The 22,119-nt window shown below is 49.8% G+C and carries 22 protein-coding genes, 7 tRNA genes and 1 riboswitch; of the genes, 27 read left to right on the forward strand and 2 right to left on the reverse strand.

Annotation, left to right across the window (positions count from 1 at the left end; genetic code table 11):
- Nucleotides 1–49 precede the first annotated feature (49 nt).
- The 8 genes from PGS38_RS08795 to PGS38_RS08825 all read left to right on the forward strand — a co-directional run bounded on the left by PGS38_RS08795 (nucleotide 50) and on the right by PGS38_RS08825 (nucleotide 5,564).
- Nucleotides 50–781, forward strand: coding sequence for an ABC transporter ATP-binding protein (locus PGS38_RS08795; protein WP_055227049.1), 732 nt, complete (start codon nucleotides 50–52; stop codon nucleotides 779–781).
- Complete coding sequence (locus PGS38_RS08800; protein ID WP_055219683.1) at nucleotides 781–1,704, forward strand: SufB/SufD family protein; 924 nt, start codon at nucleotides 781–783, stop codon at nucleotides 1,702–1,704. The genes PGS38_RS08795 and PGS38_RS08800 overlap by 1 nt, the downstream gene beginning before the upstream one ends.
- Before the next feature lie 186 nt (nucleotides 1,705–1,890).
- A complete protein-coding gene (locus tag PGS38_RS08805) occupies nucleotides 1,891–2,022 on the forward strand; it encodes a hypothetical protein (RefSeq protein ID WP_256372457.1) in 132 nt (43 codons plus the stop codon).
- Nucleotides 2,023–2,047: 25 nt separating this feature from the next.
- Nucleotides 2,048–2,260 (forward strand): beta-galactosidase trimerization domain-containing protein, encoded by a 213-nt coding sequence (locus PGS38_RS17805; RefSeq protein WP_416388408.1) that lies wholly within the window; start codon nucleotides 2,048–2,050, stop codon nucleotides 2,258–2,260.
- Complete coding sequence (locus PGS38_RS08810) at nucleotides 2,209–2,418, forward strand: hypothetical protein (RefSeq protein ID WP_118594596.1); 210 nt, start codon at nucleotides 2,209–2,211, stop codon at nucleotides 2,416–2,418. The genes PGS38_RS17805 and PGS38_RS08810 overlap by 52 nt, the downstream gene beginning before the upstream one ends.
- Nucleotides 2,419–2,605: 187 nt before the next feature.
- On the forward strand, nucleotides 2,606–3,442 hold the full coding sequence (locus PGS38_RS08815; protein ID WP_118594597.1) for a pyridoxamine kinase: 837 nt from the start codon (nucleotides 2,606–2,608) through the stop codon (nucleotides 3,440–3,442).
- Nucleotides 3,442–4,101, forward strand: a complete 660-nt coding sequence (locus PGS38_RS08820) for a TatD family nuclease-associated radical SAM protein (protein ID WP_022462642.1) — start codon at nucleotides 3,442–3,444, stop codon at nucleotides 4,099–4,101. Before PGS38_RS08815 ends, PGS38_RS08820 begins: the two co-directional genes overlap by 1 nt.
- An 80-nt stretch (nucleotides 4,102–4,181) precedes the next feature.
- Entirely contained in the window at nucleotides 4,182–5,564 is a 1,383-nt protein-coding gene (locus tag PGS38_RS08825; RefSeq protein WP_117804221.1) for a uracil-xanthine permease family protein, read from the forward strand.
- Nucleotides 5,565–5,846: 282 nt separating this feature from the next.
- Here PGS38_RS08825 and PGS38_RS08830 read toward each other — a convergent pair whose 3' ends face one another.
- The gene (locus PGS38_RS08830; protein ID WP_022462640.1) at nucleotides 5,847–6,329 is read right to left on the reverse strand and encodes an N-acetyltransferase; all 483 of its coding nucleotides are present in this window, start codon (nucleotides 6,327–6,329) and stop codon (nucleotides 5,847–5,849) included.
- A gap of 216 nt (nucleotides 6,330–6,545) precedes the next feature.
- Here PGS38_RS08830 and PGS38_RS08835 point away from each other — a divergent pair, with 216 nt between their 5' ends.
- Nucleotides 6,546–7,787: an Nramp family divalent metal transporter gene (locus tag PGS38_RS08835; RefSeq protein ID WP_118594598.1), complete on the forward strand. Its 1,242-nt coding sequence runs from the start codon at nucleotides 6,546–6,548 to the stop codon at nucleotides 7,785–7,787.
- Between the two features lie 76 nt (nucleotides 7,788–7,863).
- Here PGS38_RS08835 and PGS38_RS08840 read toward each other — a convergent pair whose 3' ends face one another.
- Nucleotides 7,864–8,721 carry a LysR family transcriptional regulator gene (locus PGS38_RS08840; protein WP_118594599.1) on the reverse strand — a complete coding sequence of 286 codons (858 nt, stop codon included), beginning with the start codon at nucleotides 8,719–8,721 and terminating at the stop codon, nucleotides 7,864–7,866.
- Nucleotides 8,722–8,858: 137 nt separating this feature from the next.
- Between PGS38_RS08840 and PGS38_RS08845 the strand changes: the two genes are divergently transcribed.
- The 18 genes from PGS38_RS08845 to PGS38_RS08930 all read left to right on the forward strand — a co-directional run bounded on the left by PGS38_RS08845 (nucleotide 8,859) and on the right by PGS38_RS08930 (nucleotide 22,078).
- Nucleotides 8,859–10,619: an ABC transporter ATP-binding protein gene (locus PGS38_RS08845; RefSeq protein WP_055219704.1), complete on the forward strand. Its 1,761-nt coding sequence runs from the start codon at nucleotides 8,859–8,861 to the stop codon at nucleotides 10,617–10,619.
- A gap of 41 nt (nucleotides 10,620–10,660) precedes the next feature.
- Nucleotides 10,661–12,370, forward strand: coding sequence for an ABC transporter ATP-binding protein (locus tag PGS38_RS08850; RefSeq protein ID WP_118594701.1), 1,710 nt, complete (start codon nucleotides 10,661–10,663; stop codon nucleotides 12,368–12,370).
- Nucleotides 12,371–12,681: 311 nt separating this feature from the next.
- Nucleotides 12,682–12,772: riboswitch (glycine riboswitch) on the forward strand.
- 209 nt (nucleotides 12,773–12,981) lie between these two features.
- A complete protein-coding gene (locus tag PGS38_RS08855) occupies nucleotides 12,982–14,346 on the forward strand; it encodes an alanine/glycine:cation symporter family protein (protein ID WP_022462635.1) in 1,365 nt (454 codons plus the stop codon).
- A gap of 553 nt (nucleotides 14,347–14,899) precedes the next feature.
- Nucleotides 14,900–15,100, forward strand: coding sequence for a hypothetical protein (locus PGS38_RS08860; RefSeq protein WP_118594600.1), 201 nt, complete (start codon nucleotides 14,900–14,902; stop codon nucleotides 15,098–15,100).
- Nucleotides 15,101–15,219: 119 nt separating this feature from the next.
- Nucleotides 15,220–15,537 carry a rhodanese-like domain-containing protein gene (locus PGS38_RS08865; protein ID WP_022462633.1) on the forward strand — a complete coding sequence of 106 codons (318 nt, stop codon included), beginning with the start codon at nucleotides 15,220–15,222 and terminating at the stop codon, nucleotides 15,535–15,537.
- A gap of 106 nt (nucleotides 15,538–15,643) precedes the next feature.
- Nucleotides 15,644–16,186, forward strand: a complete 543-nt coding sequence (gene yfcE / locus PGS38_RS08870) for a phosphodiesterase (protein ID WP_022462632.1) — start codon at nucleotides 15,644–15,646, stop codon at nucleotides 16,184–16,186.
- 16 nt (nucleotides 16,187–16,202) lie between these two features.
- Nucleotides 16,203–17,360, forward strand: coding sequence for a THUMP domain-containing class I SAM-dependent RNA methyltransferase (locus PGS38_RS08875; RefSeq protein ID WP_118594601.1), 1,158 nt, complete (start codon nucleotides 16,203–16,205; stop codon nucleotides 17,358–17,360).
- A 161-nt stretch (nucleotides 17,361–17,521) separates the two neighbouring features.
- Nucleotides 17,522–18,046 carry a DUF8052 family protein gene (locus PGS38_RS08880; protein ID WP_055219714.1) on the forward strand — a complete coding sequence of 175 codons (525 nt, stop codon included), beginning with the start codon at nucleotides 17,522–17,524 and terminating at the stop codon, nucleotides 18,044–18,046.
- A gap of 44 nt (nucleotides 18,047–18,090) precedes the next feature.
- Nucleotides 18,091–19,821, forward strand: coding sequence for a carbon starvation CstA family protein (locus tag PGS38_RS08885; RefSeq protein ID WP_118594602.1), 1,731 nt, complete (start codon nucleotides 18,091–18,093; stop codon nucleotides 19,819–19,821).
- Nucleotides 19,822–19,949: 128 nt separating this feature from the next.
- Nucleotides 19,950–20,552, forward strand: coding sequence for an XTP/dITP diphosphatase (locus tag PGS38_RS08890; protein ID WP_022462628.1), 603 nt, complete (start codon nucleotides 19,950–19,952; stop codon nucleotides 20,550–20,552).
- A 20-nt stretch (nucleotides 20,553–20,572) separates the two neighbouring features.
- A complete protein-coding gene (locus PGS38_RS08895) occupies nucleotides 20,573–21,052 on the forward strand; it encodes a metallophosphoesterase family protein (RefSeq protein ID WP_055265863.1) in 480 nt (159 codons plus the stop codon).
- Nucleotides 21,053–21,372: 320 nt separating this feature from the next.
- A tRNA-Pro gene (locus PGS38_RS08900) sits at nucleotides 21,373–21,447 on the forward strand.
- A gap of 6 nt (nucleotides 21,448–21,453) precedes the next feature.
- A tRNA-Gly gene (locus PGS38_RS08905) sits at nucleotides 21,454–21,524 on the forward strand.
- A 26-nt stretch (nucleotides 21,525–21,550) separates the two neighbouring features.
- Nucleotides 21,551–21,624 (forward strand) — tRNA-Arg (locus PGS38_RS08910).
- A 46-nt stretch (nucleotides 21,625–21,670) separates the two neighbouring features.
- Nucleotides 21,671–21,744: transfer RNA gene (locus tag PGS38_RS08915), tRNA-His, on the forward strand.
- A gap of 20 nt (nucleotides 21,745–21,764) precedes the next feature.
- Nucleotides 21,765–21,836, forward strand: a tRNA-Gln gene (locus tag PGS38_RS08920).
- Between the two features lie 18 nt (nucleotides 21,837–21,854).
- Nucleotides 21,855–21,927 (forward strand) — tRNA-Lys (locus tag PGS38_RS08925).
- Nucleotides 21,928–21,996: 69 nt separating this feature from the next.
- A tRNA-Leu gene (locus PGS38_RS08930) sits at nucleotides 21,997–22,078 on the forward strand.
- The last annotated feature ends 41 nt before the right edge of the window (nucleotides 22,079–22,119 follow it).

A 22,119-nucleotide genomic window follows, 5' to 3' on the forward strand; every position in this document is an offset into this window, starting at 1 on the left:
TGAAAGGGGGATTATCCCTGCAAAGAGTGAAAACAAAAGAGGTGCAAATATGCTGAAAGTAGACAATCTTACCTTTGAAGTAAACGAAGAGGGAAGAAAACGCTGCCTCGTCAACCACATCAGTTTTGAGGTAAAGGACGGGGAAATGCTGGTGATTACCGGACCGAACGGTGGCGGAAAATCAACGCTGGCCAAAGTGCTTGCAGGAATTGAGGACGCCAATGGCGGAGAAATCTTCCTGGATGAGGAAAATATTACCGGTTATGATATTGACCACCGTGCAAACGCCGGCATCGGCTATGCATTCCAGCAGCCGCCGCGTTTTAAAGGAATGACGGTGAAAAAAATGCTGTCGCTGGCAGCCGGAAAAGAACTGACGGAAGCCGAGAGCTGTAAACTCCTCTCCGCTGTCGGACTCTGCTCTGCCGATTACCTGAACCGCCAGATGGACGGTACGCTCTCGGGAGGAGAGATGAAGCGTCTGGAGATCGCAACGGTTCTTGCAAAACCGCATAAGGTCAGCATTTTCGATGAGCCGGAGGCCGGCATTGACCTGTGGAGCTTTTCCATGCTGATCAAACGGTTTGAAGAAATCCACAAAGAGAAGAAAGAATGTCTGATCCTCATTTCCCATCAGGAACGCATTATCCAGATGGCAGACAAGATCATGGTGATCGAGGACGGCCAGGTGAAAGAATACGGTACAAAGGAAGACGTACTGCCGACCCTGTTCCAGCAGAAAACAGGCCGGATGTGCGGCCAGGAAGGAGGCACATGCTGATGGTACAGGTAGATGAGACAACCCAGGGCGTATTAAATCAGATCAGCGAGGGATTTGAGCAGAAAGGGGCATACAATCTCCGCCAGAACGGCATTCCGCTCTGCCACGGTGACAGTGAACATATCAAAATCCGCAAAAAAGAGGATAAGCCGGGCATTGATATTTTGATTGACGGCGAGACAAAAGGCGAAAAAGTATTTATCCCGGTTGTCGTCAGCGTTTCCGGTATGACGGATCTTGTTTACAATGATTTCTACGTTGCGGACGGCGCCGATGTTACGATTGTAGCGGGCTGCGGTATCCACAACGGCGGCTGCAACGACAGCCGGCACGACGGTATCCATACGTTCCATGTAGGAAAAAATGCCAACGTGCGCTACGAGGAAAAGCATTACGGAGAGGGAAACGGAACGGGACAGCGGATTCTGAACCCGGTGACAAATATTGAAATCGGAGAAAATTCCGTTTTTACGCTGGATACCGTACAGATTAAGGGCGTTGACTCAACAATTCGTACGACGAATGTTGTGATGGATGCAAACTCCAAACTGTTCGTGCTCGAACGTCTGATGACAGACGGTGACCAGAAGGCAGAGTCGGATATTGAAGTATGTATGAACGGAAGCGGTTCTTCCGCACAGATTATTTCACGTTCTGTCGGAAAGGGCAATTCCTCCCAGGTCTTCCATCCGAAGGCAGTCGGCAAAAACAAATGCCACGCCCATATCCAGTGCGATTCTATCATCATGGATCACGCCCAGGTCGGATCTATTCCGGAGATCCAGGCAAAGCATGTGGATGCGGCAATCATCCACGAGGCGGCGATCGGACGGATCAATGACGAGCAGCTGTTGAAACTCAGAACGCTCGGCATGACGGAAGCGGAGGCGGAAAACGTCATTATTGAAAACTTCCTGAGCTGAAGAAAAAAAGGAAACAAGAGAACAAAAAAGAGGCATTTCCAGTCTGCATAGATGGAGATACCTCTTTTTGTGCATTTTTCACAAAAGCAGGTAGTAAATTTTACTAAAATAAAAAGTAAAATATTTTGACTTTTAACATATGATAAATTTGTACTGTTGAAAAAAGGAAAGATACAAGATAGAGAAATGGGGAAAGCGAAAATGGGTATTGTGATCAATCATTCCGAAAATATTTTCCTGCTGCAGACCAGATCCAACAGCTATGCGTTCGGCATTAACGATCAGGGACTGGTAAGACATACAGAGTTTCTTCCGTGATATCATTCAGGTGCAGGATGCGGAAGTGCTGTTCCATTACGCGGATGCGTTCTATTTGGAATTCGCAGCTGTGACGAGAAAACAGACCAGCAGGGGAACTTTGTATTACGTGGGCTGCGGCCTGGAAGAGAAGATCACGAAGCTTCTGATGGAGCAGGTGATGCGGGACTGGCACAGAAAGGCCTTGTGGAGCTCGAGCTCATCCCGGGAACGCGGAACAAAAAGAGGATTCTGCTGACGGATGCCGGACGGGAACTGGAGAAAAATACGACGGACCGGCTGCGCGGGGCAGAGATCCGTGCATATGGAAAACTTTCGGTAGAAGAGCTGAACAGCTATCTTGAGATGACAAGAAAGCTGACGGCAGCGCTGCGCGAGGAGACGGAAAAACTTTAAAGAGAGAGCAGAAATGAATCAGAAAAAAGACAAAATTCAGTTATCCGATCATTTTACATACGTGGCTGTCTATTTCCCGACAGCCCCTTTTCTTTTTGTGCGGAAAAAACTTGTAAATAAGACGCGAGTGTGCAAAAATAGACATGAAACAGATGCGGAGGCATCCTGAAAAAAAGAGGAGAACAACATGGAAAAACAGAAAAAAATAGCGCTGATTAACGATCTGACAGGCTTTGGACGGTGCTCGACGGCTGTGATGGCGCCGATCGTGTCGGCGCTGAGGATTCAGGCGGTGGCAGTTCCGACCGCAATTCTCTCAGCACACACGCAGTTTCCGACGTATTACTTTGATGATTATACTGACCGGATGAAGGATTACATTCAGACCTATAAGGATCTGAAGCTCGATTTCGATGCGATCTCGACCGGCTTCTTAGGATCGGAACAGCAGGTGGATATCGTGCTTGATTTTATCCGCCATTTTAAGACGGACCGCAACTTTGTCATCGTCGATCCGGTCATGGGAGACTATGGGAAGCTGTATCGGACGTACACGAAAGAGATGTGCGAAAAGATGAAAGAACTGGTTCACTACGCGGATATCATCACGCCGAACTTGACAGAGCTCTGCACACTGATCGATGCGCCGTATCCGGAGAACGGGGCTTCGATTGAGGAGCTGAAAGAGATGTGCGGAAAACTGGCAAAGCGGGGACCGAAACACATCGTGGTGACGGGCATCCACTTTAACCAGACGCAGATTGCCAACTTTATCTATAACAAAGGCGAAGACTTCCAGATTGTCATGGTAGACCGCATCGGCGGCGACCGGAGCGGTACGGGAGATGTCATTGCGGCAATTATCGCAGGCATGTATCTGAACGGCCACAGCCTGTACGAGTCGGTGAAAAAGGCGGCGGATTACGTATCGAAATGCATCCGCTACTGCGAAGAAAACGAAGTGCCGAGCTACTGGGGACTCTGCTTTGAAATGTTTATGAAGGACTTAACGGAGGAAGCGTAATGTATTTATATACTGTAACCGGAGCCGTCGGCGAGGAAGGGTATCTCGACCTTGCAAAGAGCGGCGATCTTACCGGAAAAAATGTCTATGTCAACATGACAAACAAATGCCCGTGCAGCTGTGTGTTCTGTCTGCGCCAGACGAAACAGCAGCAGGAGGGAAATACACTGTGGTTAAAAGAGGGCGAGCCATCCGTTGAGACGATGCTGGAGCTGTTCGCACAGTACGATCTGAACGTGATCAATGAACTGGTCTTCTGCGGCTTCGGAGAACCGCTTGAGCGGCTTGAGGATGTCTGTCGGGTGATCGATTCCTTAAAAGAAACGTATCCGAACCTGAAAGTGCGTCTGAATACGATCGGTCTTGCCAACCTGATCTATGGAAGAGATGTCACCCCGGAATTAAAGGGAAGATTCGATACCGTCTCGATTTCCTTAAACGCGCCGGATGAAAAGGAATTTCTGGAGCTCACGCGGTCGAAATTCGGCATCCAGTCGTACGAGGCGATCAAGGAGTTTGCGGTTCTTTCCAAACAGTATGTGCCGAATGTTGTGATGACGGTTGTCGAGAAAGTCATGCCAGAGGAGAAAATTCAGAAGTGCCAGGAGATCTGCGATACCTTAGGAGTTACTTTACGTGTCCGCCCGTTTGAAAATTGAGAGGCCCGCAATCTTTCGCTTGTATTTGAACGACATAACGCCTATAATGGGAAAGAAAAACAAAAGAGAGGGAGAGACGTATGAACGAGTCTAATGGAGTCATCCGCGATGCGAGAAAGCTCGGTATTCCTAAAATGCTGATTCTCGGATTGCAGCACATGTTTGCCATGTTCGGTGCAACCATTCTGGTGCCGATTCTGGTAAACAGCTACTTTGTAGACGCATGCGGCGAGGGGCCGTCCCGCGGTCTTACCGTATCCGTCACACTGTTCTGCGCCGGCTTTGGAACCCTGCTGTTTCATCTGTGCGCGAAATTTAAAGTACCGGCATTTCTTGGTTCTTCGTTTGCATTCTTAAGCGGTTTCGCCGCTGTTGCAAACCTGAATACCGGAAAATATGCCAGCATGAGTGTCAACGACAAGGCAGCCTATGCCTGCGGAGGTATTGTGGTAGCAGGTCTTCTGTACCTGATTTTTGCCTTGATCATCCGCATGGTCGGCGTCAAACGCGTGATGCGCTACCTGCCGCCGGTTGTCACAGGTCCGGTTATCATCTGCATTGGCCTCAGCCTTGCTGGTTCCGCCATTAATAATGCTTCGACGAACTGGTTCCTGGCACTGGTTGCGCTGGCAGTCATCATCATTTTCAACATCTGGGGAAAAGGAATGCTCAAAATCATTCCGATTCTGATGGGCGTTGTGATTGCCTACGCTGTGGCAGTTGTCCTGAATGCACTCGGCATCAAAAATCCGGACGGATCCGTGATCATCAACTTTGCGCCGGTTGCACAGGCAGGCATCGTCGGACTTCCGCCGCTGCAGCTCTGCAAATTCGATCTGACCAGCATTATGATCATGGCACCGATCGCGATCGCGACTATGATGGAGCATGTCGGCGATATGTCGGCGATCTCTGCAACCGTAGGAGAGAACTTCCTTTCTGATCCGGGCCTGCATAGAACCCTGCTCGGTGATGGTCTTGCAACCGCAATGGCAGGTTTCATCGGCGGACCGGCCAACACGACGTACGGCGAGAACACCGGCGTTCTGGAATTGAGCCGCGTACATGACCCGAGAGTCATCCGTATTGCCGCAGTCTTTGCGATTATCGTCAGCTTCATTCCGAAGGTATCGGCACTCATCAGCACCATGCCGTCCTCCATCATCGGAGGCGTCAGCTTCATGCTGTACGGTATGATTTCTGCCATCGGTGTGCGCAACGTGGTTGAGAACAAGGTAGACCTGACGAAATCAAGAAACCTGATTATTGCGGGCGTCATCTTTGTCTGCGGACTGGGCTTCAGCAACGGTCTCTCCTTTACGATCGGCGGAACGACCGTCACCCTGACTGCACTTGCCATTGCAGCCATCGCAGGAATCCTGCTGAACATGATTCTGCCGGGCAACGATTACGAATTCGGCGTAAACGAGACCGGAGACGAGAACAGAGGAATCCACGCATAAAGAAAAATGCAAAAGAAAATCCGTTTTTTCTGCATCTGTATTCTGCACAAAGGAATGTGCAGAAACAGAGGGGAAAAAGCGGATTTTCTTTGCATTTCGGTACGGGCAAGTGTATATTGGAGGGTAAGAAGATATAAGGTTGGTAAAAAAATGACACACGAAAGATCGAAAAAGGGGATGATGGGACAGGTCGTCGGATCCTTATATTACCTGGATCCAACGGTGATTCCGCGGCTGAAAAGTCTGCGAAGCGGTGACGATCCGGTGTTTTCGTTTGGTGTTTTATTTTACGCGCTCAAATGCAATCCGCGGAGAGTGGTTCAGTACGTAGATGATGCCGCGCCGTTCAAATCCGTTTTTCTGGATCAGATGCTGCATGATTTGATTGTCCGTATGCGTATCGACGCGCAGGTGCGGGATCTGTGTCCAGCAGTAATCGACGATCTGGGAGAAAAATCCGTGGATTGTTCCGTCTGAGGCAACCTGGTGGATCGTGCCATACGGCGCATCGGAGAGCCAGGAGCCGTCGTCGATCTGCAGATACGTCGGATCCTCACCGATGATGAAGGCAAACGCGCCGTGCAGCGTGCCGTTTTCTTCCAGGACAAAAAGCTGTTTGTCACGGATTCTGTTGTGAATCAGCTCCTCCGGCGGAAAATGGTTTCCCCACTGATTCGGATTTCCGGTTTCCTGCATAAAAGAGCGGGCGTACGCATAGATTGACATGAGCGAAGTAAAATCCTCCGGGACGGCAAGTCGTATCATGATAAAAATTCTCCTTTTAGTTCAAAATAAGCAGTTTTATTGTAGCACAGCGGACGGTGAAGCACAAGAAAGAGAAAACAGGATTTGACTTTTTGAAAAATCCCATGTACAATGCGGTTAGTTGTAACTAACTAAAGCAGCCAAAACCACAACAAAACGATTTCTGCCGGTCCTGGATGGGCCGGTTCCGCATCAAATTGTCAGAAAGGAAAGAATATGAAACAAAATCGAAAACGAAAAGAGACGGCGGGCATGAATTTTCTCCGCTATCTCGGCCCGGGACTTCTTGTCACGGTCGGTTTTATCGACCCGGGAAACTGGGCATCCAACATTGCCGCCGGATCGGGTTACGGCTACGAGCTTCTGTGGATGGTCACCCTGTCCACGATCATGCTGATTTTTCTGCAGCACAATGCGGCGCATCTCGGCATTGTCACGGGAAAGTGCCTCTCGGAGGCGGCGAGCCTCTATCTGCCTGCGTGGCTGAAAAACACGATTCTTGCGACGGCGATGATGGCAGCGGTGGCGACCGCAATGGCGGAGATCCTCGGCGGTGCGATTGCGCTCCAGATGCTGTTCGGCATTCCGATCAAGCTCGGCAGCATGATGATTCTCGTGCTGGTTCTGATCTGTGAGTTTACAAGTGCTTACAAACGGATTGAAAAACTGATCATTGTGTTTGTCTCGCTGATCGGCTTTTCGTTCCTCTTCGAGGTCTGGATCGCCGATATCGACTGGGCGCAGGCGGCTGTCGGCTGGGTAAAACCGTCGTTTCCAGAGCACTCAATGCCGGTCATCTTAAGCGTCCTCGGTGCGGTCGTCATGCCGCACAACCTGTTTCTCCACTCGGAAATTATTCAGAGCCGCCAGTGGAATCTTGAGGATGATGAGGTGATTGCGCGCCAGTTAAAGTATGAGTTCAAAGACACCCTGTTTTCCATGATCATCGGATGGGCCATCAACAGTGCAATGATCCTGATGGCGGCCGCAACGTTTTTCCAGCCGCAGAATGCAAAGCAGGTGGATGATCTCGCAACGGCGGGAAAGATGCTGACACCTCTCCTTGGAAATGCCGCATCGGTGATTTTTGCAGCAGCGCTTCTGCTCGCCGGAATTTCATCGAGCATCACCGCGGGAATGGCGGGCGGAACGATTTTTTCGGGGATTTTTAACAAGCCGTATGAGATCAAGAGTAAGGAGACACGCTGGGGAATCCTTCTTACCATGATCCCGGCCGCAGCGGTCATTCTTCTGATTGATTCCCCGTTCCAGGGCCTTCTCTATTCACAGATGTTCCTTGGAATGCAGCTCCCGATTACGGTATTTACACAGATTTATCTGACGTCCTCGAAAAAAGTCATGGGAAAATACGCGAACAGTCTGCAGCTGAAAATTGCCCTGTTTGCGATTGCGGTGATTGTGACACTGCTGAATATCGCGCTGCTGTTTGTGCAGTAAAAAGAATGAGAAATAAAAAAAAGAAGTCCGCTGCGCTGCTCCCTGAAAAAGAGACCGGCGCAGCGGACTTCTTCTATTATAATATGCTCTCCATGCAGGCATCGACAAAGTCCTGCAGAAGCGGAGAGAGTTTCCGCCCCTTTTTCCAGATCACGGCGATCTGCGTTTCCAGGTCGCTTTCTGCGAGCGGCTGGATGCGGAGTCCCTGGCAGAGAGAGCTCATGGACTGCGGGAAAATGGCAGTAGCAAGGCCTTCCTTTGCCCAGAGCATCGCGCCGCGGGGATCGTCGCAGACACAGAAGAGATCCGGTTCCATGCCGCGCGAGTGGAATGCATCCATGATAAGTGCCTCGTACCGGCGGTAGATGATAAGTGGAATATTTAAAAGGTCCGAAAGTTTTAGCGCTCCGTTCTTCTCGGGAAGCATATCTTTGGAAGAAACGGCAATCATAGGTTCAGAGCTTAAAATTTTATAGTCGACATCATCGAGCCGCAGCGGCGTGCGGGCAATGGAAATATCAATGATGCCGTCCATCAGATAGCGGTACAGGGTGTAGGTGATGCCGTCATGTACTTCGAAGTTGACGTCGGGATTGCGGCGGGAAAAAAGCGAGACACACGGCATGATTGTCGCAACTGTGGTCGGTGTGATGCCAAGTCGGAGAACCCGCTTTTTGCCGACCTTTGCGACCTCAAGCTCCGTCGATTTCACGTACTCGAGCAGGCTGGCGGAGCGGTCGTACAGCAGTTTTCCGGCCTCCGTCAGACGGACACCCTGGCGGGTGCGTTCAAACAGGATGACGTTCAGTTCCGTTTCGAGCTGTTTTAACTGGTAGCTGAGCGGCGGCTGGGACATGTTGAGGCGGCGGGCGGCCTCGTGAATACTTTCGGTTTCGGCGATGACGCGGAAATATTCAAGCTGGCGCAGTTCCATAAGAGACTTCCTTTCGTGAAATTATCTATGATATTAAAATTATATCACTAAGCTATAAAAACAATACTATTCGTATTAATCATATGAGATTATACTGTCAATGTCAAGAAACAAAGAAATGGAGAGTGAAAAAGAAGATGAAAAGTCTTGGAGTCTACTTGAAGCACTACAAAAAAGAGAGCATCATCGCTCCTTTGTTCAAGCTTCTGGAAGTCGTATTCGACCTTCTGGTGCCGATGGTTGTTGCCCAGATCATCGATGTGGGTATCGCAGGCAATAACCGTCCGTACATCGTCAGCCGTTTTGGAATCCTCGTTCTGATGGCGGCAGTCGGACTTTGCTGCAGCTTCACCGCGCAGTATTTCGCGGCAAAAGCGAGCGTCGGCTGTGCAACCGAGCTTCGCCAGGCGGTCTTTGATCACATCCAGGCTCTGTCCTTTACGGAGCTGGATACCATTGGAACCGATACGCTGATCACCCGTCTGATCAACGATATCAACCAGGTGCAGAACGGAATCAACATGGGTCTGCGTCTGCTGCTGCGGAGTCCGTTTATCGTATTCGGTTCCGTTGTGATGGCATTTACCGTCAACGTAAAATGTGCCATCGTATTCCTGGTTACTATTCCGATCCTGTTCGTTGCTGTATTCGGCATTATGCTGGTCAGCATCCCGCTGTTCAAAAAGGTACAGGCGGCACTCGACCGCGTCACCGGAATGACAAGAGAAAATCTGAACGGTGTCCGTGTCATCCGTGCGTTCTGCCGTGAGGAGCAGTCTGTTGCCGATTTCGAAAAGAGCAACGATGAGCTGACTTGTCTGAACGAGTTTGTCGGAAAAATTTCCGCACTGTTAAATCCGCTGACCTATGTCCTCATCAACATCGCAGCCGTTGTCCTGATCTGGCAGGCAGGCCTTCAGGTTAACATCGGCAGTATGCAGCAGGGACAGGTTGTCGCACTTTACAACTACATGCTGCAGATCATCGTGGAACTGATCAAACTGGCATCGCTCATCATCACCTTAAACAAATCCGTTGCCTGTGCAGAGCGTGTCTCCGGCGTACTGGCGGTTCCGACAACCATGAACTACCCGGCAAAAGGCGGCGCTGCAAAGAAAGTAACTGGCGATGCAGCTGTTACATTTAAAAATGTCAGCTTCACCTATGCAGGAGCCGGCGCAGAGAGCTTATCGGATATCAGCTTTACCGCAAAACGCGGACAGACCATCGGAATCATCGGCGGTACCGGAAGCGGAAAATCGACGCTGGTCAGCCTGATTTCCCGTTTCTACGATGCGACCAGCGGTGACGTCATGGTAGACGGCGAGAATGTAAAGAATTACACGAAAGAAGAGCTCTGCAATAAAGTCGGTGTTGTTCAGCAGAGAGCAGTGCTCTTTAAAGGCAGCATCCGCGACAATATGAAGTGGGGCAAAGAGGACGCCACCGATGCAGAAATCTGGGAGGCGCTCACCACAGCCCAGGCGAAAGAAGTCGTAGAAGGCAAACAGGATCAGCTCGATTTTATGCTGGAGCAGAATGGAAAGAACCTCTCCGGCGGACAGAAACAGCGTCTTTCTATTGCGCGTGCGCTGGTAAAAAAACCGGAAATCCTGATTCTGGACGACAGCTCGAGTGCGCTTGACTTTGCAACGGATGCAAAACTCCGCAAAGCCGTCCACAATCTCGAAGGAAACACGACAACCTTCCTCGTATCCCAGCGAATCGCCGGCATCCGTCAGGCAGACCAGATCCTCGTCCTTGGAAATGGTACGCTCGAAGGAAACGGCACACACGACGAGCTGATGAAAACCTGCGAGGTTTACCGCGAGATTTACTTCTCCCAGTTCCCGGAAGAGCGTGCAGCTTATAACAACGAAAGCGGGGTGATCGCATGAAAAAGACAGAAAACAAGTCCGGAAAAAGCGGCATGCAGGTCATGAAAAAGCTGATGGCGTTTATCGGAAATTATAAAATTTTCTTAGGCCTTAGTATTGTCCTGGCTGCGGTTACCGTTATTTTACAGCTTTATATTCCGATCCTGTTCGGCGATGCGATCGATGAGGTCGTTGCAGCCCACCAGGTCAATTTCCCGGAGATGTGGTTCTATCTGAAACGAATCGTATTCTTTACCCTCGTTTCCGCACTTTCCGCATGGATCATGAACCTGATCAACAACCGTATGACGTACCGCATCGTGCGCGACCTTCGTTCCCAGGCGATCCGTCATATCCAGGTGCTGCCGCTGTCCTATCTGGATCAGCACAGCTCCGGAGACATCGTAAGCCGTGTTATCGCAGATACCGATATCTTATCGGACGGTCTTCTGCTTGGCTTTACGCAGCTGTTCTCCGGCATCGTAACCATTATTGTGACACTGTTTTTCATGTTCTCGAAGAACGTATGGATCACCCTTCTTGTGATCTGCCTGACACCTCTGAGCTTCTTCGTGGCAAAATTTATTTCCGGCCGCTCGTTCAAAATGTTCCAGAAACAGAGTGAGACGAGAGGAAAACAGACCGCACTCATCGATGAGATGATCGGAAACCAGAAAGTAGTCAAAGCGTTCGGCTATGAGGAAAAAGCTTCCGAGCGTTTTGCAGAGATCAACAAAGATCTGCAGAAATACAGCCAGCAGGCCGTGTTCTACAGTTCCTTAACGAACCCGTCTACCCGTTTTGTCAACAACGTGATCTATGCCGGTGTTGCCCTTGTGGGAGCTTTCATGATCCCGGGCGGTGCGCTGACTGTCGGCGGACTTTCCGTTCTGCTGTCGTACGCAAACCAGTATATGAAACCGTTCAATGATATCAGTTCCGTTATCACCGAGATGCAGAACGCGCTTGCCTGCGCAGGCCGTATCTTTGCTCTTCTGGAAGAGAAAGAGGAGAGTGCAGACCCGGCCGGAATGATCGGTACCGTGACGGGAAATGTGACGATCGATGATGTAGCATTTAGTTATGACAAAGAGAAAAAACTGATCGAGAACTTTAATCTTGACGTACAGCCGGGCATGCGTGTTGCCATTGTCGGCCCGACCGGATGCGGAAAGACGACGTTTATCAACCTGCTGATGCGCTTCTATGATGTCGATGCCGGAAAGGTCTGCATCGACGGAAAGCCGATCGACGAACTGTCCCGCCATGCGCTCCGCAGCTGCTTTGGTATGGTGCTGCAGGATACCTGGATCAAACAGGGAACCGTGCGCGACAACATCAGCTTCGGAAAGCCGGATGCGACGGAAGAGGAGATCATCAATGCGGCCAAAGAGGCACACAGCTGGGAGTTTATCAAGCGTCTGCCGAAGGGACTTGACACGGTTCTCAGCGAAGACAGCATCAGCCAGGGGCAGAAACAGCTTCTTTGTATCACCCGTGTCATGCTCTGCCTGCCGCCGATGCTGATCCTCGACGAGGCGACCTCCAGCATCGATACCCGTACCGAACTGCAGGTTCAGGAGGCGTTTGACAAGCTGATGCAGGGCAGAACGAGTTTCGTCGTTGCCCACCGTCTGTCCACGATCCGCAATGCTTCGCTGATCCTCGTCATGAAAGACGGAAAGATTATCGAGCAGGGACGCCATGAGGAGCTTCTTGAGAAGAAAGGCTTCTACTACAATCTGTACAACAGCCAGTTCCAGGCGTCATAAAAGATATTTGGAAAAGAGAACAGCAGATCTGTGCCGCGCATGCGATTTTGAGGCGTGCGCGCGCAGATCTGCTGATTTTTTATATGTTTTTGCAATATTCTGAAAAAAATACGGCATGGGGTATTGACGAATCCTATCACAGGTGCTATAGTTTTACAAAAATAAAAAAAGACGTAGAAGTTTTTAGAAAATGTGCGGAGAGCCTTTGGAAATTTAATTTTTGAAAGGTGCACGACCGAAGAAGTAAAACTTTCAGGTGCTGGTTCTCTTCTTAAAACAAGAACGGACGGGAGACGGCGAGGACTAAAAACGGAGTGGTCTCTGGAGAAGCTCTTGAAAAGAGTGCCGAAGGTGCAATGCAGCGATGCAGAATCTCTCAGGCAAAAGGACAGAGTCAAAAAAGATACAGAAGAAGAACAGCCGCGGAACAAAAAAAGCGGTGCGCAGAAACGAAAAAATTCCGGAAGCGCGGTTTTTTGCTGTATTTTTCAATCAGAGCCATGTTCTGCAGGAAAAGTCCCGCAGGAGATGGTATTTTTTTTCTCAAAACGGTGCGGATGTGTGATCCACATCGTTCAGACCATACGTCGAATGGAAAGGGAGAAAAGAAAATGGATGCATTGAATCAGGCAATTGCGCAGATTAGTGATGTGCTCTGGAACAGCGTACTGCTGTTTCTGCTGGTAGGTACGGGAGTTTATTTCTCTGTTCGGACCCGCTTTGTACAGGTAAGAAAGTTTAAGACCGCGTGGAACCGCGTCTTCGGCGGTTTCTCGTTAAAGGGTAAGAAGGCCGGAAAAGACGGCATGACTTCCTTCCAGGCGCTTGCAACAGCGATCGCCGCACAGGTCGGAACCGGAAACATCGCAGGATGTGCGACCGCACTCGTATCCGGCGGCCCGGGAGCCATCTTCTGGATGTGGCTTGCTGCGTTCTTCGGCATGGCAACGATCTACGGCGAGGCGTATCTCGCGCAGATCTCCAAACGCCGCGATGAGAACGGAGAAGTCATCGGAGGACCGGTTTACTACATTACCCACGCATTCAAGGGAACGTTTGGAAAAGCACTGGCAGGCTTCTTTGCCGTAGCCGTTATTCTGGCGCTTGGCTTTATGGGAAATATGGTACAGTCGAACTCCATCAGTGATGCGTTCTACACCGCATTTTCCGTACCGAAATGGGTGATGGGTGTGATTGTAGCCGTTCTCGCCGCATTCATTTTCATCGGAGGTATCTCCCGTATCGCATCCTTCACCGAAAAAGTTGTTCCGGTGATGGCAGCACTGTATCTCGTCGGAGCCCTTGTTGTTATTCTGATCAACATCCAGCATGTGCCGTCAGCGATTGCTTCGATCTTTATCTGTGCATTCCGTCCGGACGCCGTATTTGGTGCAGCAGCCGGTATTACCGTGCGGAAAGCCATGCGTTACGGTGTTGCCCGAGGCCTCTTCTCTAATGAAGCCGGTATGGGTTCCACCCCGCATGCCCATGCGATTGCCGATGTCGAGAACCCGGAGGATCAGGGTGAAGTAGCGATGATCGGTGTCTTTATTGATACCTTCGTTGTCCTGACCATGACCGCTCTCGTTATTCTTTCTTCCGGCGTTCTGGAAGAGATGATGAGTACCGGTGTTAAAGGAACCCCGGTCGCACAGGCGGCATTCCGAACCGGCCTCAAAGGCTTCGGACCGGCGTTCGTAGCGATCTGTCTTCTGTTCTTTGCATTCTCGACCATCGTCGGATGGTACTTTTTCGCAAGACAGAACGTACAGTATCTGTTCGGAAAGAAAGCAGTCGTTCCGTTCTCGCTGATCGTCGTTGTGTTCGTTTTCCTCGGCTCTCTGCTGAAAGTGGATCTCGTATGGAACCTGTCAGACCTCTTTAACGGCCTGATGGTAATTCCAAACCTCATGGCGTTGATCGTCCTCGCAGGAACCGTAGCAAAAGCGGCAAAAGGTGAAAAAGTAGAATTCTAATCATATATACAGAACGGGAAAAAGGAGGAAAGTCTGCTGATGCAGACTTTCCTCCTTTTTGCAATTATTCAGAGCCACATCTCGATTCCGCTGCGCTGCATCTCGATGTGGCTTCTCGCCATATAAAATTTCAAGAAGAACTGTTCGTTCATGCGAGCATGACTCACAGTTCTTCTTGAAATTTTGCATGGCTCTGAATAATTGCAAAAAGAAAGACCGGCAGGGGAGCTACCGATCTTTCAAGGGGAGTATAAATAATTAATAAGGGGTTATTAATTGTAAAAAAATTTATGAAGGGTAAATTCTTTTACAAAATTGATTATAATACAGATAACGGGAAAAAGCAACATCGAAATTCAAAAGTTGGAAAAAATTACCACAATTTGGAAAGCAGTGGTCCGAAAGCAGGAAAAACACTGTATTTTTGGGCTTGCATTCCCCACTTTGGAACAGATACCGTGGAAAAACAGGGTTCTGGATGCATAATCTGCGCGGAAAAAGCGATACTAAAGGATGTCGCAGGACAAAAAAACATTCAGGAGGAAACAAGATTATGACCAGAAACAGCAAAAATGAATACAGCAAAAATGAATACAGCAAAAACGAGTACAGCAAAAACGGATACGAGAAAAGCGAATACAGCAAAAACAAGAAGAACAGCAGAGACTGCAATCATGTGAAAGACCGTGAGATGTCATCCTACGGTCAGCAGAACCGGGAGCAGGACGAGAAGGATGAGTATGAAAAATACTAAGTAAACCTTGGGATTCCAGCAGAAAAAGCCGGCGGAGGGTCCCATACGGACTCTGCCGCCGGTTTCTGCATACATATAAAACAGGAGAGAAAGTCAGATCCGGAGAGGGGGACCAGGATATGGCAGGCATGACACTGCTGGCGGCAGACCAGCTGGACTGGTACGTGGGAAAACCGTGGGCGATGATCATCGATGTGCGGAACCGGCGGGAATACGAAAAAGGGCATGTGAAAGGAGCGGTGAATCTTCCCTATGACCATCTGCTCGAACGGGTCTGTCTGCCGCGGGACAAAATTCTTGTGATCTGCTGTGAGCGGGGTGCCGCGAGCATGGCGGAGGGAAAGCGGCTGGCGGAGAACGGATACGAGGTCAAAACGGTCATCGGCGGAATGCATGCATACCGCGGACGATATCTGGTGGCGGGAGAAGAACTGTAAGGGGGCGGCAATCCAACATTTCTTCTTGTCAAGCGGGAAAAGATACGGTAAGATGAAACAGAAAACAATACAAAACCAAACCACAAAACGAAAGAGAGATCACGATATGAAATACATGTTTGCATCTGATATTCACGGTTCTGCCTATTACTGCAGAAAAATGCTGGAAGCCTTCGAGGCAGAGGGCGCAAGCCGCCTGTTTCTGTTAGGCGACCTTCTCTATCACGGCCCGAGAAACGATCTTCCAAAAGAATACGCACCGAAACAGGTCATCGCCATGCTGAATGAGAAAAAACAGTACCTCACCAACGTGCGCGGAAACTGCGACGCAGAAGTAGATCAGATGGTACTGGAGTTCCCGGTGCTGGCAGATTACGGCATCCTGATCGAGGGAGGCCATACCTTCTATATGAGCCATGGCCACATCTACAATGAGCAGAATCTGCCGCCGCTGATGGATGGAGATATCTTCCTGTACGGCCATACCCACGTCCTGCGTGCCGAGAAAAAAGGCGCACACACCTTTCTGAACCCGGGTTCTGTATCTCTGCCGAAAGAGGGCAATATCCCGACCTATGCAATCCTCGAGGACGGCGTATTTACGATCAAAGGCTTTGACGGCACCGTCGTAAAACAGCTCACATTATAAGAGGGGACGGGAGAGTATGGAATTATATGAATTGATCGCCCCGTGCCACTTCGGCCTGGAGGCGGTGATGAAACGTGAAATTCTCGACCTCGGCTACGAAATCGAGCGCGTGGAGGATGGAAAAGTAACGTTTCTTGCAGATGCAGAGGGAATCGCCTACGCCAACCTGTTCCTTCGCACGACAGAGCGTATCCTGCTCAAAGTAGGACAGGTCCACGCCGAGACGTACGATGAACTCTTTGAAGCGACAAAAGCGCTCCAGTGGGAGAAATTTATCCCGAAAAACGGAAAGTTCTGGGTAACGAAGGCAAACTCCATCAAGAGTAAGCTCTTCAGCCCGTCCGATATCCAGTCGATCATGAAAAAAGCGATTGTCGAGCGATTGAAACAGGTCTACCACATGGAGTGGTTCCCGGAGGACGGTGCACAGTACCCGATCCGTGTTTCGATTTTAAAAGACGAGGTTACGATCGGACTCGATACCTCCGGCGTTTCCCTTCATAAGAGAGGCTACCGCAAGCTGACCGCGAAAGCGCCGATCACCGAGACCCTTGCCGCAGCACTTATCATGCTGACTCCGTGGAAGGGTGACCGGATTCTTGTCGATCCGTTCTGCGGAAGCGGTACGTTCCCGATCGAGGCGGCCATGATGGCGGCCGATATTGCACCGGGTCTCAACCGTTCTTTCCTTGCGGAGCAGTGGACGCACCTCGTGCCGAAAAAATGCTGGATGGATGCGGCGGAGGATGCACGCTACCGGATCCGGAACGATATTGAGACAGATATTCAGGGCTTTGATATCGACGGAGATGTCATCAAGAGTGCCAGAGAGAACGCAAAGCTGGCCGGTGTGGATCACCTGATCCATTTCCAGCAGCGTCCGGTTGCCGAGCTGTCGCACCCGAAAAAATACGGTTTTCTGATTACCAACCCGCCGTACGGTGAGCGCCTGGAGGACAAAAAAGATCTTCCGGCCCTGTATCAGACATTAGGAGAGCGGTACCGCGCTCTCGATTCCTGGTCGATGTATCTGATCACGAGCTACGAGGATGCCGAGCGGTATCTCGGCAAAAAGGCGGATAAAAACCGTAAAATTTACAATGGAATGCTGAAAACCTACTTTTACCAGTACGCGGGACCGAAGCCGCCGCGCCGGGAAAAAGAACAGAAATAATACAAATGGAGGAGCAATGCCGAATGATTTTTGGCGTTGCTCCTTTTTGATAACAAAAATTAAAAGAAGAATTTTAGAAAAGTTTAATATTTTCTTGAAATCACTGCACTACTGTGCTAAACTGTCCTCATGCGAAATTTTTTCATCAAGCGGAGGAAACCATGAACGGACAGGAGATCAGAGACAGGCTGCTGCATTCCTACGAGAGGAGCTACGATATCGTAAAGCCGTCCGAAGTAAACGGCCATACATACGATGCCTGTGCAAGCTACCACGAGAGCGGCGCAAAATACGTGCTCTCAAAGAAAGCAGAGCTGTGGAGGATCAGCTGTCATGAGCATGCGTATTTTAAAGCGGTGGAAGAACTGAACGACCAGGACGTCGAAACATTTCTGACGGACCTGACAGAATGGATAGAGCCAAAGGTGGTTCGCGAGGGGAAGGAAGTACCGGATACCGACCACATGTACACGCTGGTCACCGGTATTTTTTTTGCGGACAAACCGGTTGCGGACAGCGTAAAGAAGAAAATCCGAAAATATAAGTATTATAAAAATTACCGGTTTTCTTTGAGAGGCTACTGTCAGGTGCGGCTGCTCGTCTTTGATACGGCAGAACAGAAAGTGTTTGGAAACCGGGCGGCTTGGGAATTGGTAAAGGGGTATGCTAAGATGTTCCGATCTTAGTTATCTATAAATTTATTCTACCAAAAAGAGGGAGGAAAAAACAAATGAATAGTATTCTTGTACTGGTTGTCGGAATCGGCATTCTGATCGCCGGATACGTATTCTACGGAAAATGGCTTGCCGGGCAGTGGGGCGTTGATCCGAAACGGAAAACCCCTGCATTCACCGAGGAGGACGGTGTGGACTACGTTCCTGCCAAAGCTCCTGTCTTAATGGGACATCACTTCTCATCCATCGCAGGCGCAGGCCCGATCAACGGACCGATTCAGGCCGCTGTCTTTGGATGGGTTCCGGTTCTTTTATGGGTACTCATCGGCGGTATCTTTTTTGGAGGCGTTCATGATTACGGCGCACTGTTTGCATCCCTGCGCCACAAAGGACAGTCCATCGGCGAGGTTATCGCAGACACCATGGGAAGTAAAGCGAAAAAACTCTTTATCGTCTTCGCTTACCTGACCCTGATTCTTGTTGTTGCAGCCTTCGGTTCCATCGTTGCCAATACCTTCAAGGCAGCCTATACCGAGAGCGGCGCTGTCGATGTGGCAGCAAGTTCTGCAAATGCAACAACCGCTATGATTTCCATTCTGTTCATCGTACTCGCCGTTGTGTTCGGTTTCATGGTATACAGAAGAAATGTATCTCTTGGCGTTTCCACCATCGCAGGCGTTGCAGCTATTGTTGTCTGCGTTGTTGTTGGATTAAACTTCCATCCGATCTATCTCTCCGAGACAGCATGGATGGTAATCGTTGGTATCTATATCACCGTAGCTTCTGTTGCACCGGTCTGGATTCTGCTTCAGCCGCGTGACTACTTAAGCTCCTTCCTTCTGTACTTCATGATGATCGTAGCCGCTGCCGGTGTCATCGGAAGTGCTCTGATGGGCCATGCATCCCTGGATATCCCGGCATTCACCGGATTCAAAGATACGCTGGCTCCGACCGGAAGTTCTCTTGGATTTATGTTCCCGGCCCTGTTCGTAACCATCGCCTGCGGAGCAATTTCCGGATTCCATTCACTCGTTGGTTCAGGAACTACATCGAAACAGCTTGACAATGAGAAAAATGCCCGCCCGATCGCATACGGCGGTATGCTGATTGAGTGTGCACTTGCAATCGTATCTCTGTGTGCAGTCGGCTACATCTGGTCCAGATACGCAGACGGAACCACCGTTGTTCCGACCGCTGTATTTGCAACCGGTATCTCCGAGATGGTAGCAACCATTCCGGGACTTGGCGGATCGACCCATGTACTGTACTCTCTGCTGGTTCTGACTGTATCGGTATTCTGCCTGACTTCTCTGGATACCGCAACCCGTCTGGCAAGATACATGTTCCAGGAGTTCTGGCTTGAGCCGGGACAGACTTACAAAGAGGCAACCGGCTACAAAGCCGTTCTGACCAATCCGGTTGTATCAACCGTTATCACCGTAGTACTCGGCATCGGCCTTGGCCTGACCGGTTATTCCAAAATCTGGCCGCTGTTCGGTGCATCCAACCAGCTGCTGGCAGCCATCGGACTTCTTGCTGTTGCCACCTGGCTCGGAAAAGTCGGCAAAAACAACAAAATGTTCCTGTTCCCGATGGTATTCATGCTGATCGTAACCATCACATCCCTTGTACAGACCCTGATCGCAAACTTCAAGGGCCTTGGCGCAGGCGTTGGCATCGGCTGGTGCGTAGCACGTATCGTGCTGGCAGGCCTGCTTGTCATCCTGGCGCTGATCCTGGCTTTCGATGGATTCAAGACTCTGGCAAATCAGAAAAAAGCAAAATAATGTGTGATTACAAAAAAAGGCTCCCGGATAAAACGGGGGTCTTTTTTTGTGACAGGGTTCTTGTGTTTGCGTCACACATACGGTATAATGATCGCAAGTTATTTCAGCGTGAAAGAAGGAAAACGGTTATGAAAAAAATTGTATTTGCAACAGGAAATGCCGGCAAAATGAAAGAAATCCGTGAAATCCTTGCGGATCTGCCGGTGGAAATTTATTCGATGAAAGAAGCCGGCATTTCGGTCGAGATCGATGAGAACGGCAAAACCTTTGAGGAGAATGCAAAAATCAAAGCACAGACCGTTGCCGGATGCACAGACGGCGACACGATCGTGCTGGCGGATGACTCCGGTCTGGAAGTGGATGCCTTAAACGGCGAGCCTGGTGTCTATTCGGCAAGATATATGGGAGAGGATACGTCCTACCGCATCAAAAATCAGAGCCTCGTTGACCGCCTGGAGGGCGTGCCGGTGGAAAAAAGAACGGCACGATTCGTCTGTGTGATTGCAGCCGCCTTCCCGGATGGAACAGTCTGTACCACCAAAGGAACGATCGAGGGAAAAATCGGTTACGAGGAACGCGGGGAGAACGGTTTTGGCTATGACCCGATTTTCTATCTGCCGGATATGAGCCGCACGACCGCAGAACTTTCTCCGGAAGAGAAAAACGCAGTCAGCCACAGAGGAAAAGCACTGGCGGCGATGAAAGAACAGATTGCATCATATTTGAAATAAGAAGAGGGAAGAGAATGAGTATGAAATTTCTGATAGTGAGCGATACCCATGGACGGATGTATAACCTTGAGGAGGCCATGGAACGTGAGGAGTTCGACGGCATGATCCACTGCGGTGACGTGGAAGGGATGGATGACCTGATCAAATCCAAGGTAAACGGCCCGTGCTATATGGTCATGGGAAATAATGACTGGTTTTCAAACCTCCCGGCGGAGATTCAGGTGAACATTGATGATTACCGTGCCTTTATCACACACGGTCATAACTACGGCGTATCGCTCGGCCTGGAGGGAATCTATGCGGAGGCGCTTTCCAGGGGTGTGGATATCGTACTGTTCGGCCATACGCACCGGCCGGTCGCAGAAAAGCGTGGAAATCTCTGGATTGTCAATCCGGGCAGCCTCACGTATCCGCGTCAGATGGGAAGAAAACCAAGCTATGCCATGCTGACGATCAATGAAGAGCATGAGCTTTCGGTGGAAATCAAGTATCTGGATTAAAAAACGGGTCGAAAAAGGGCGGAAAACAGCCCGAAATCGAATGAATTATCGCAACTAACATGACTATTCCAAAGAAAACAGGGTAGTACCGGAGCAGGTTCTGACTAATTCTTAAAAAGTTTGTCAAAAAAATACAATTTAGGTGTTGACAGATGAGAAAAGATATGATAAGATCTCTTTGTTGTCCGGTGAGAACAAAACAACACAAAAAACATTTTGAAAAAAATGAAAAAAAGTGTTGACAAACCGAAAACAATGTAATATAATAAATCTTGCGTCGAGCGCGAAAGGGTTAAACGCAAATCGGGAAACCTTGTTTACGGGGTGTGGCTCAGCTTGGCTAGAGCGCCTGGTTTGGGACCAGGAGGTCGCAGGTTCGAATCCTGTCACCCCGATGTCGTGCGGGTGTAGTTCAATGGTAGAACACCAGCCTTCCAAGCTGGATACGTGGGTTCGATTCCCATCACCCGCTTGCTGCTACAATTTTGTAGAAGCTGTGTGCTTGTAGCTCAGTTGGATAGAGCAACGGCCTTCTAAGCCGTGGGTCGGGGGTTCGAATCCCTCCAAGCACGCTTCACTAAAATTAAATAGTGAAAAAGACTGTAAGTCGTAATTATGGTGGGTATAGCGCAGTTGGTTAGCGCGCCAGATTGTGGCTCTGGAGGCCAAGGGTTCGAATCCCTTTATCCACCCTGCCAGCAAGGCGAAACATTGGGCTATCGCCAAGCGGTAAGGCACAGCACTTTGACTGCTGCATTCGCTGGTTCGAATCCAGCTAGCCCAGTTGGATGCAAAAGTATACGGAGCATTAGCTCAGTCGGTAGAGCACTTGACTTTTAATCAAGTTGTCCGGGGTTCGAATCCCCGATGCTTCACTAAATAACCCATAGAAAACGCCCATGGAGGTTTTCTATGGGGTTTTTCTTTTCTTGAAAAAATAATATGCGGTTATGACGGAATTGGCAGACGTGCAGGATTTAGGTTCCTGTGCCTTTCGGCGTGTGGGTTCGAGTCCCACTAACCGCAGAAAAATCCACAGCAGTAAAATGACAAAAATCAGATTCTAA

It is taken from the genome of Fusicatenibacter saccharivorans (genome assembly GCF_027667425.1).
GTDB classification, from domain to species: Bacteria; Bacillota; Clostridia; order Lachnospirales; family Lachnospiraceae; genus Fusicatenibacter; species Fusicatenibacter saccharivorans.

Bases quoted from the DNA above. Each gene is read 5' to 3' on its own strand.
- PGS38_RS08805 (WP_256372457.1), top strand. From the start codon at position 1,891: ATGGGGAAAGCGAAAATGGGTATTGTGATCAATCATTCCGAAAATATT.
- PGS38_RS08875 (WP_118594601.1), top strand. From the start codon at position 16,203: ATGGAATTATATGAATTGATCGCCCCGTGCCACTTCGGCCTGGAGGCG.
- PGS38_RS08895 (WP_055265863.1), top strand. From the start codon at position 20,573: ATGAAATTTCTGATAGTGAGCGATACCCATGGACGGATGTATAACCTT.
- PGS38_RS08890 (WP_022462628.1), top strand. From the start codon at position 19,950: ATGAAAAAAATTGTATTTGCAACAGGAAATGCCGGCAAAATGAAAGAA.
- PGS38_RS08835 (WP_118594598.1), top strand. From the start codon at position 6,546: ATGAAACAAAATCGAAAACGAAAAGAGACGGCGGGCATGAATTTTCTC.
- PGS38_RS08840 (WP_118594599.1), bottom strand. From the start codon at position 8,721: ATGGAACTGCGCCAGCTTGAATATTTCCGCGTCATCGCCGAAACCGAA.
- PGS38_RS08845 (WP_055219704.1), top strand. From the start codon at position 8,859: ATGAAAAGTCTTGGAGTCTACTTGAAGCACTACAAAAAAGAGAGCATC.
- PGS38_RS08885 (WP_118594602.1), top strand. From the start codon at position 18,091: ATGAATAGTATTCTTGTACTGGTTGTCGGAATCGGCATTCTGATCGCC.
- yfcE (WP_022462632.1), top strand. From the start codon at position 15,644: ATGAAATACATGTTTGCATCTGATATTCACGGTTCTGCCTATTACTGC.
- PGS38_RS08825 (WP_117804221.1), top strand. From the start codon at position 4,182: ATGAACGAGTCTAATGGAGTCATCCGCGATGCGAGAAAGCTCGGTATT.
- PGS38_RS08815 (WP_118594597.1), top strand. From the start codon at position 2,606: ATGGAAAAACAGAAAAAAATAGCGCTGATTAACGATCTGACAGGCTTT.
- PGS38_RS08820 (WP_022462642.1), top strand. From the start codon at position 3,442: ATGTATTTATATACTGTAACCGGAGCCGTCGGCGAGGAAGGGTATCTC.
- PGS38_RS08850 (WP_118594701.1), top strand. From the start codon at position 10,661: ATGAAAAAGCTGATGGCGTTTATCGGAAATTATAAAATTTTCTTAGGC.
- PGS38_RS08880 (WP_055219714.1), top strand. From the start codon at position 17,522: ATGAACGGACAGGAGATCAGAGACAGGCTGCTGCATTCCTACGAGAGG.
- PGS38_RS08795 (WP_055227049.1), top strand. From the start codon at position 50: ATGCTGAAAGTAGACAATCTTACCTTTGAAGTAAACGAAGAGGGAAGA.
- PGS38_RS08855 (WP_022462635.1), top strand. From the start codon at position 12,982: ATGGATGCATTGAATCAGGCAATTGCGCAGATTAGTGATGTGCTCTGG.
- PGS38_RS08860 (WP_118594600.1), top strand. From the start codon at position 14,900: ATGACCAGAAACAGCAAAAATGAATACAGCAAAAATGAATACAGCAAA.
- PGS38_RS08800 (WP_055219683.1), top strand. From the start codon at position 781: ATGGTACAGGTAGATGAGACAACCCAGGGCGTATTAAATCAGATCAGC.
- PGS38_RS08865 (WP_022462633.1), top strand. From the start codon at position 15,220: ATGGCAGGCATGACACTGCTGGCGGCAGACCAGCTGGACTGGTACGTG.
- PGS38_RS08830 (WP_022462640.1), bottom strand. From the start codon at position 6,329: ATGATACGACTTGCCGTCCCGGAGGATTTTACTTCGCTCATGTCAATC.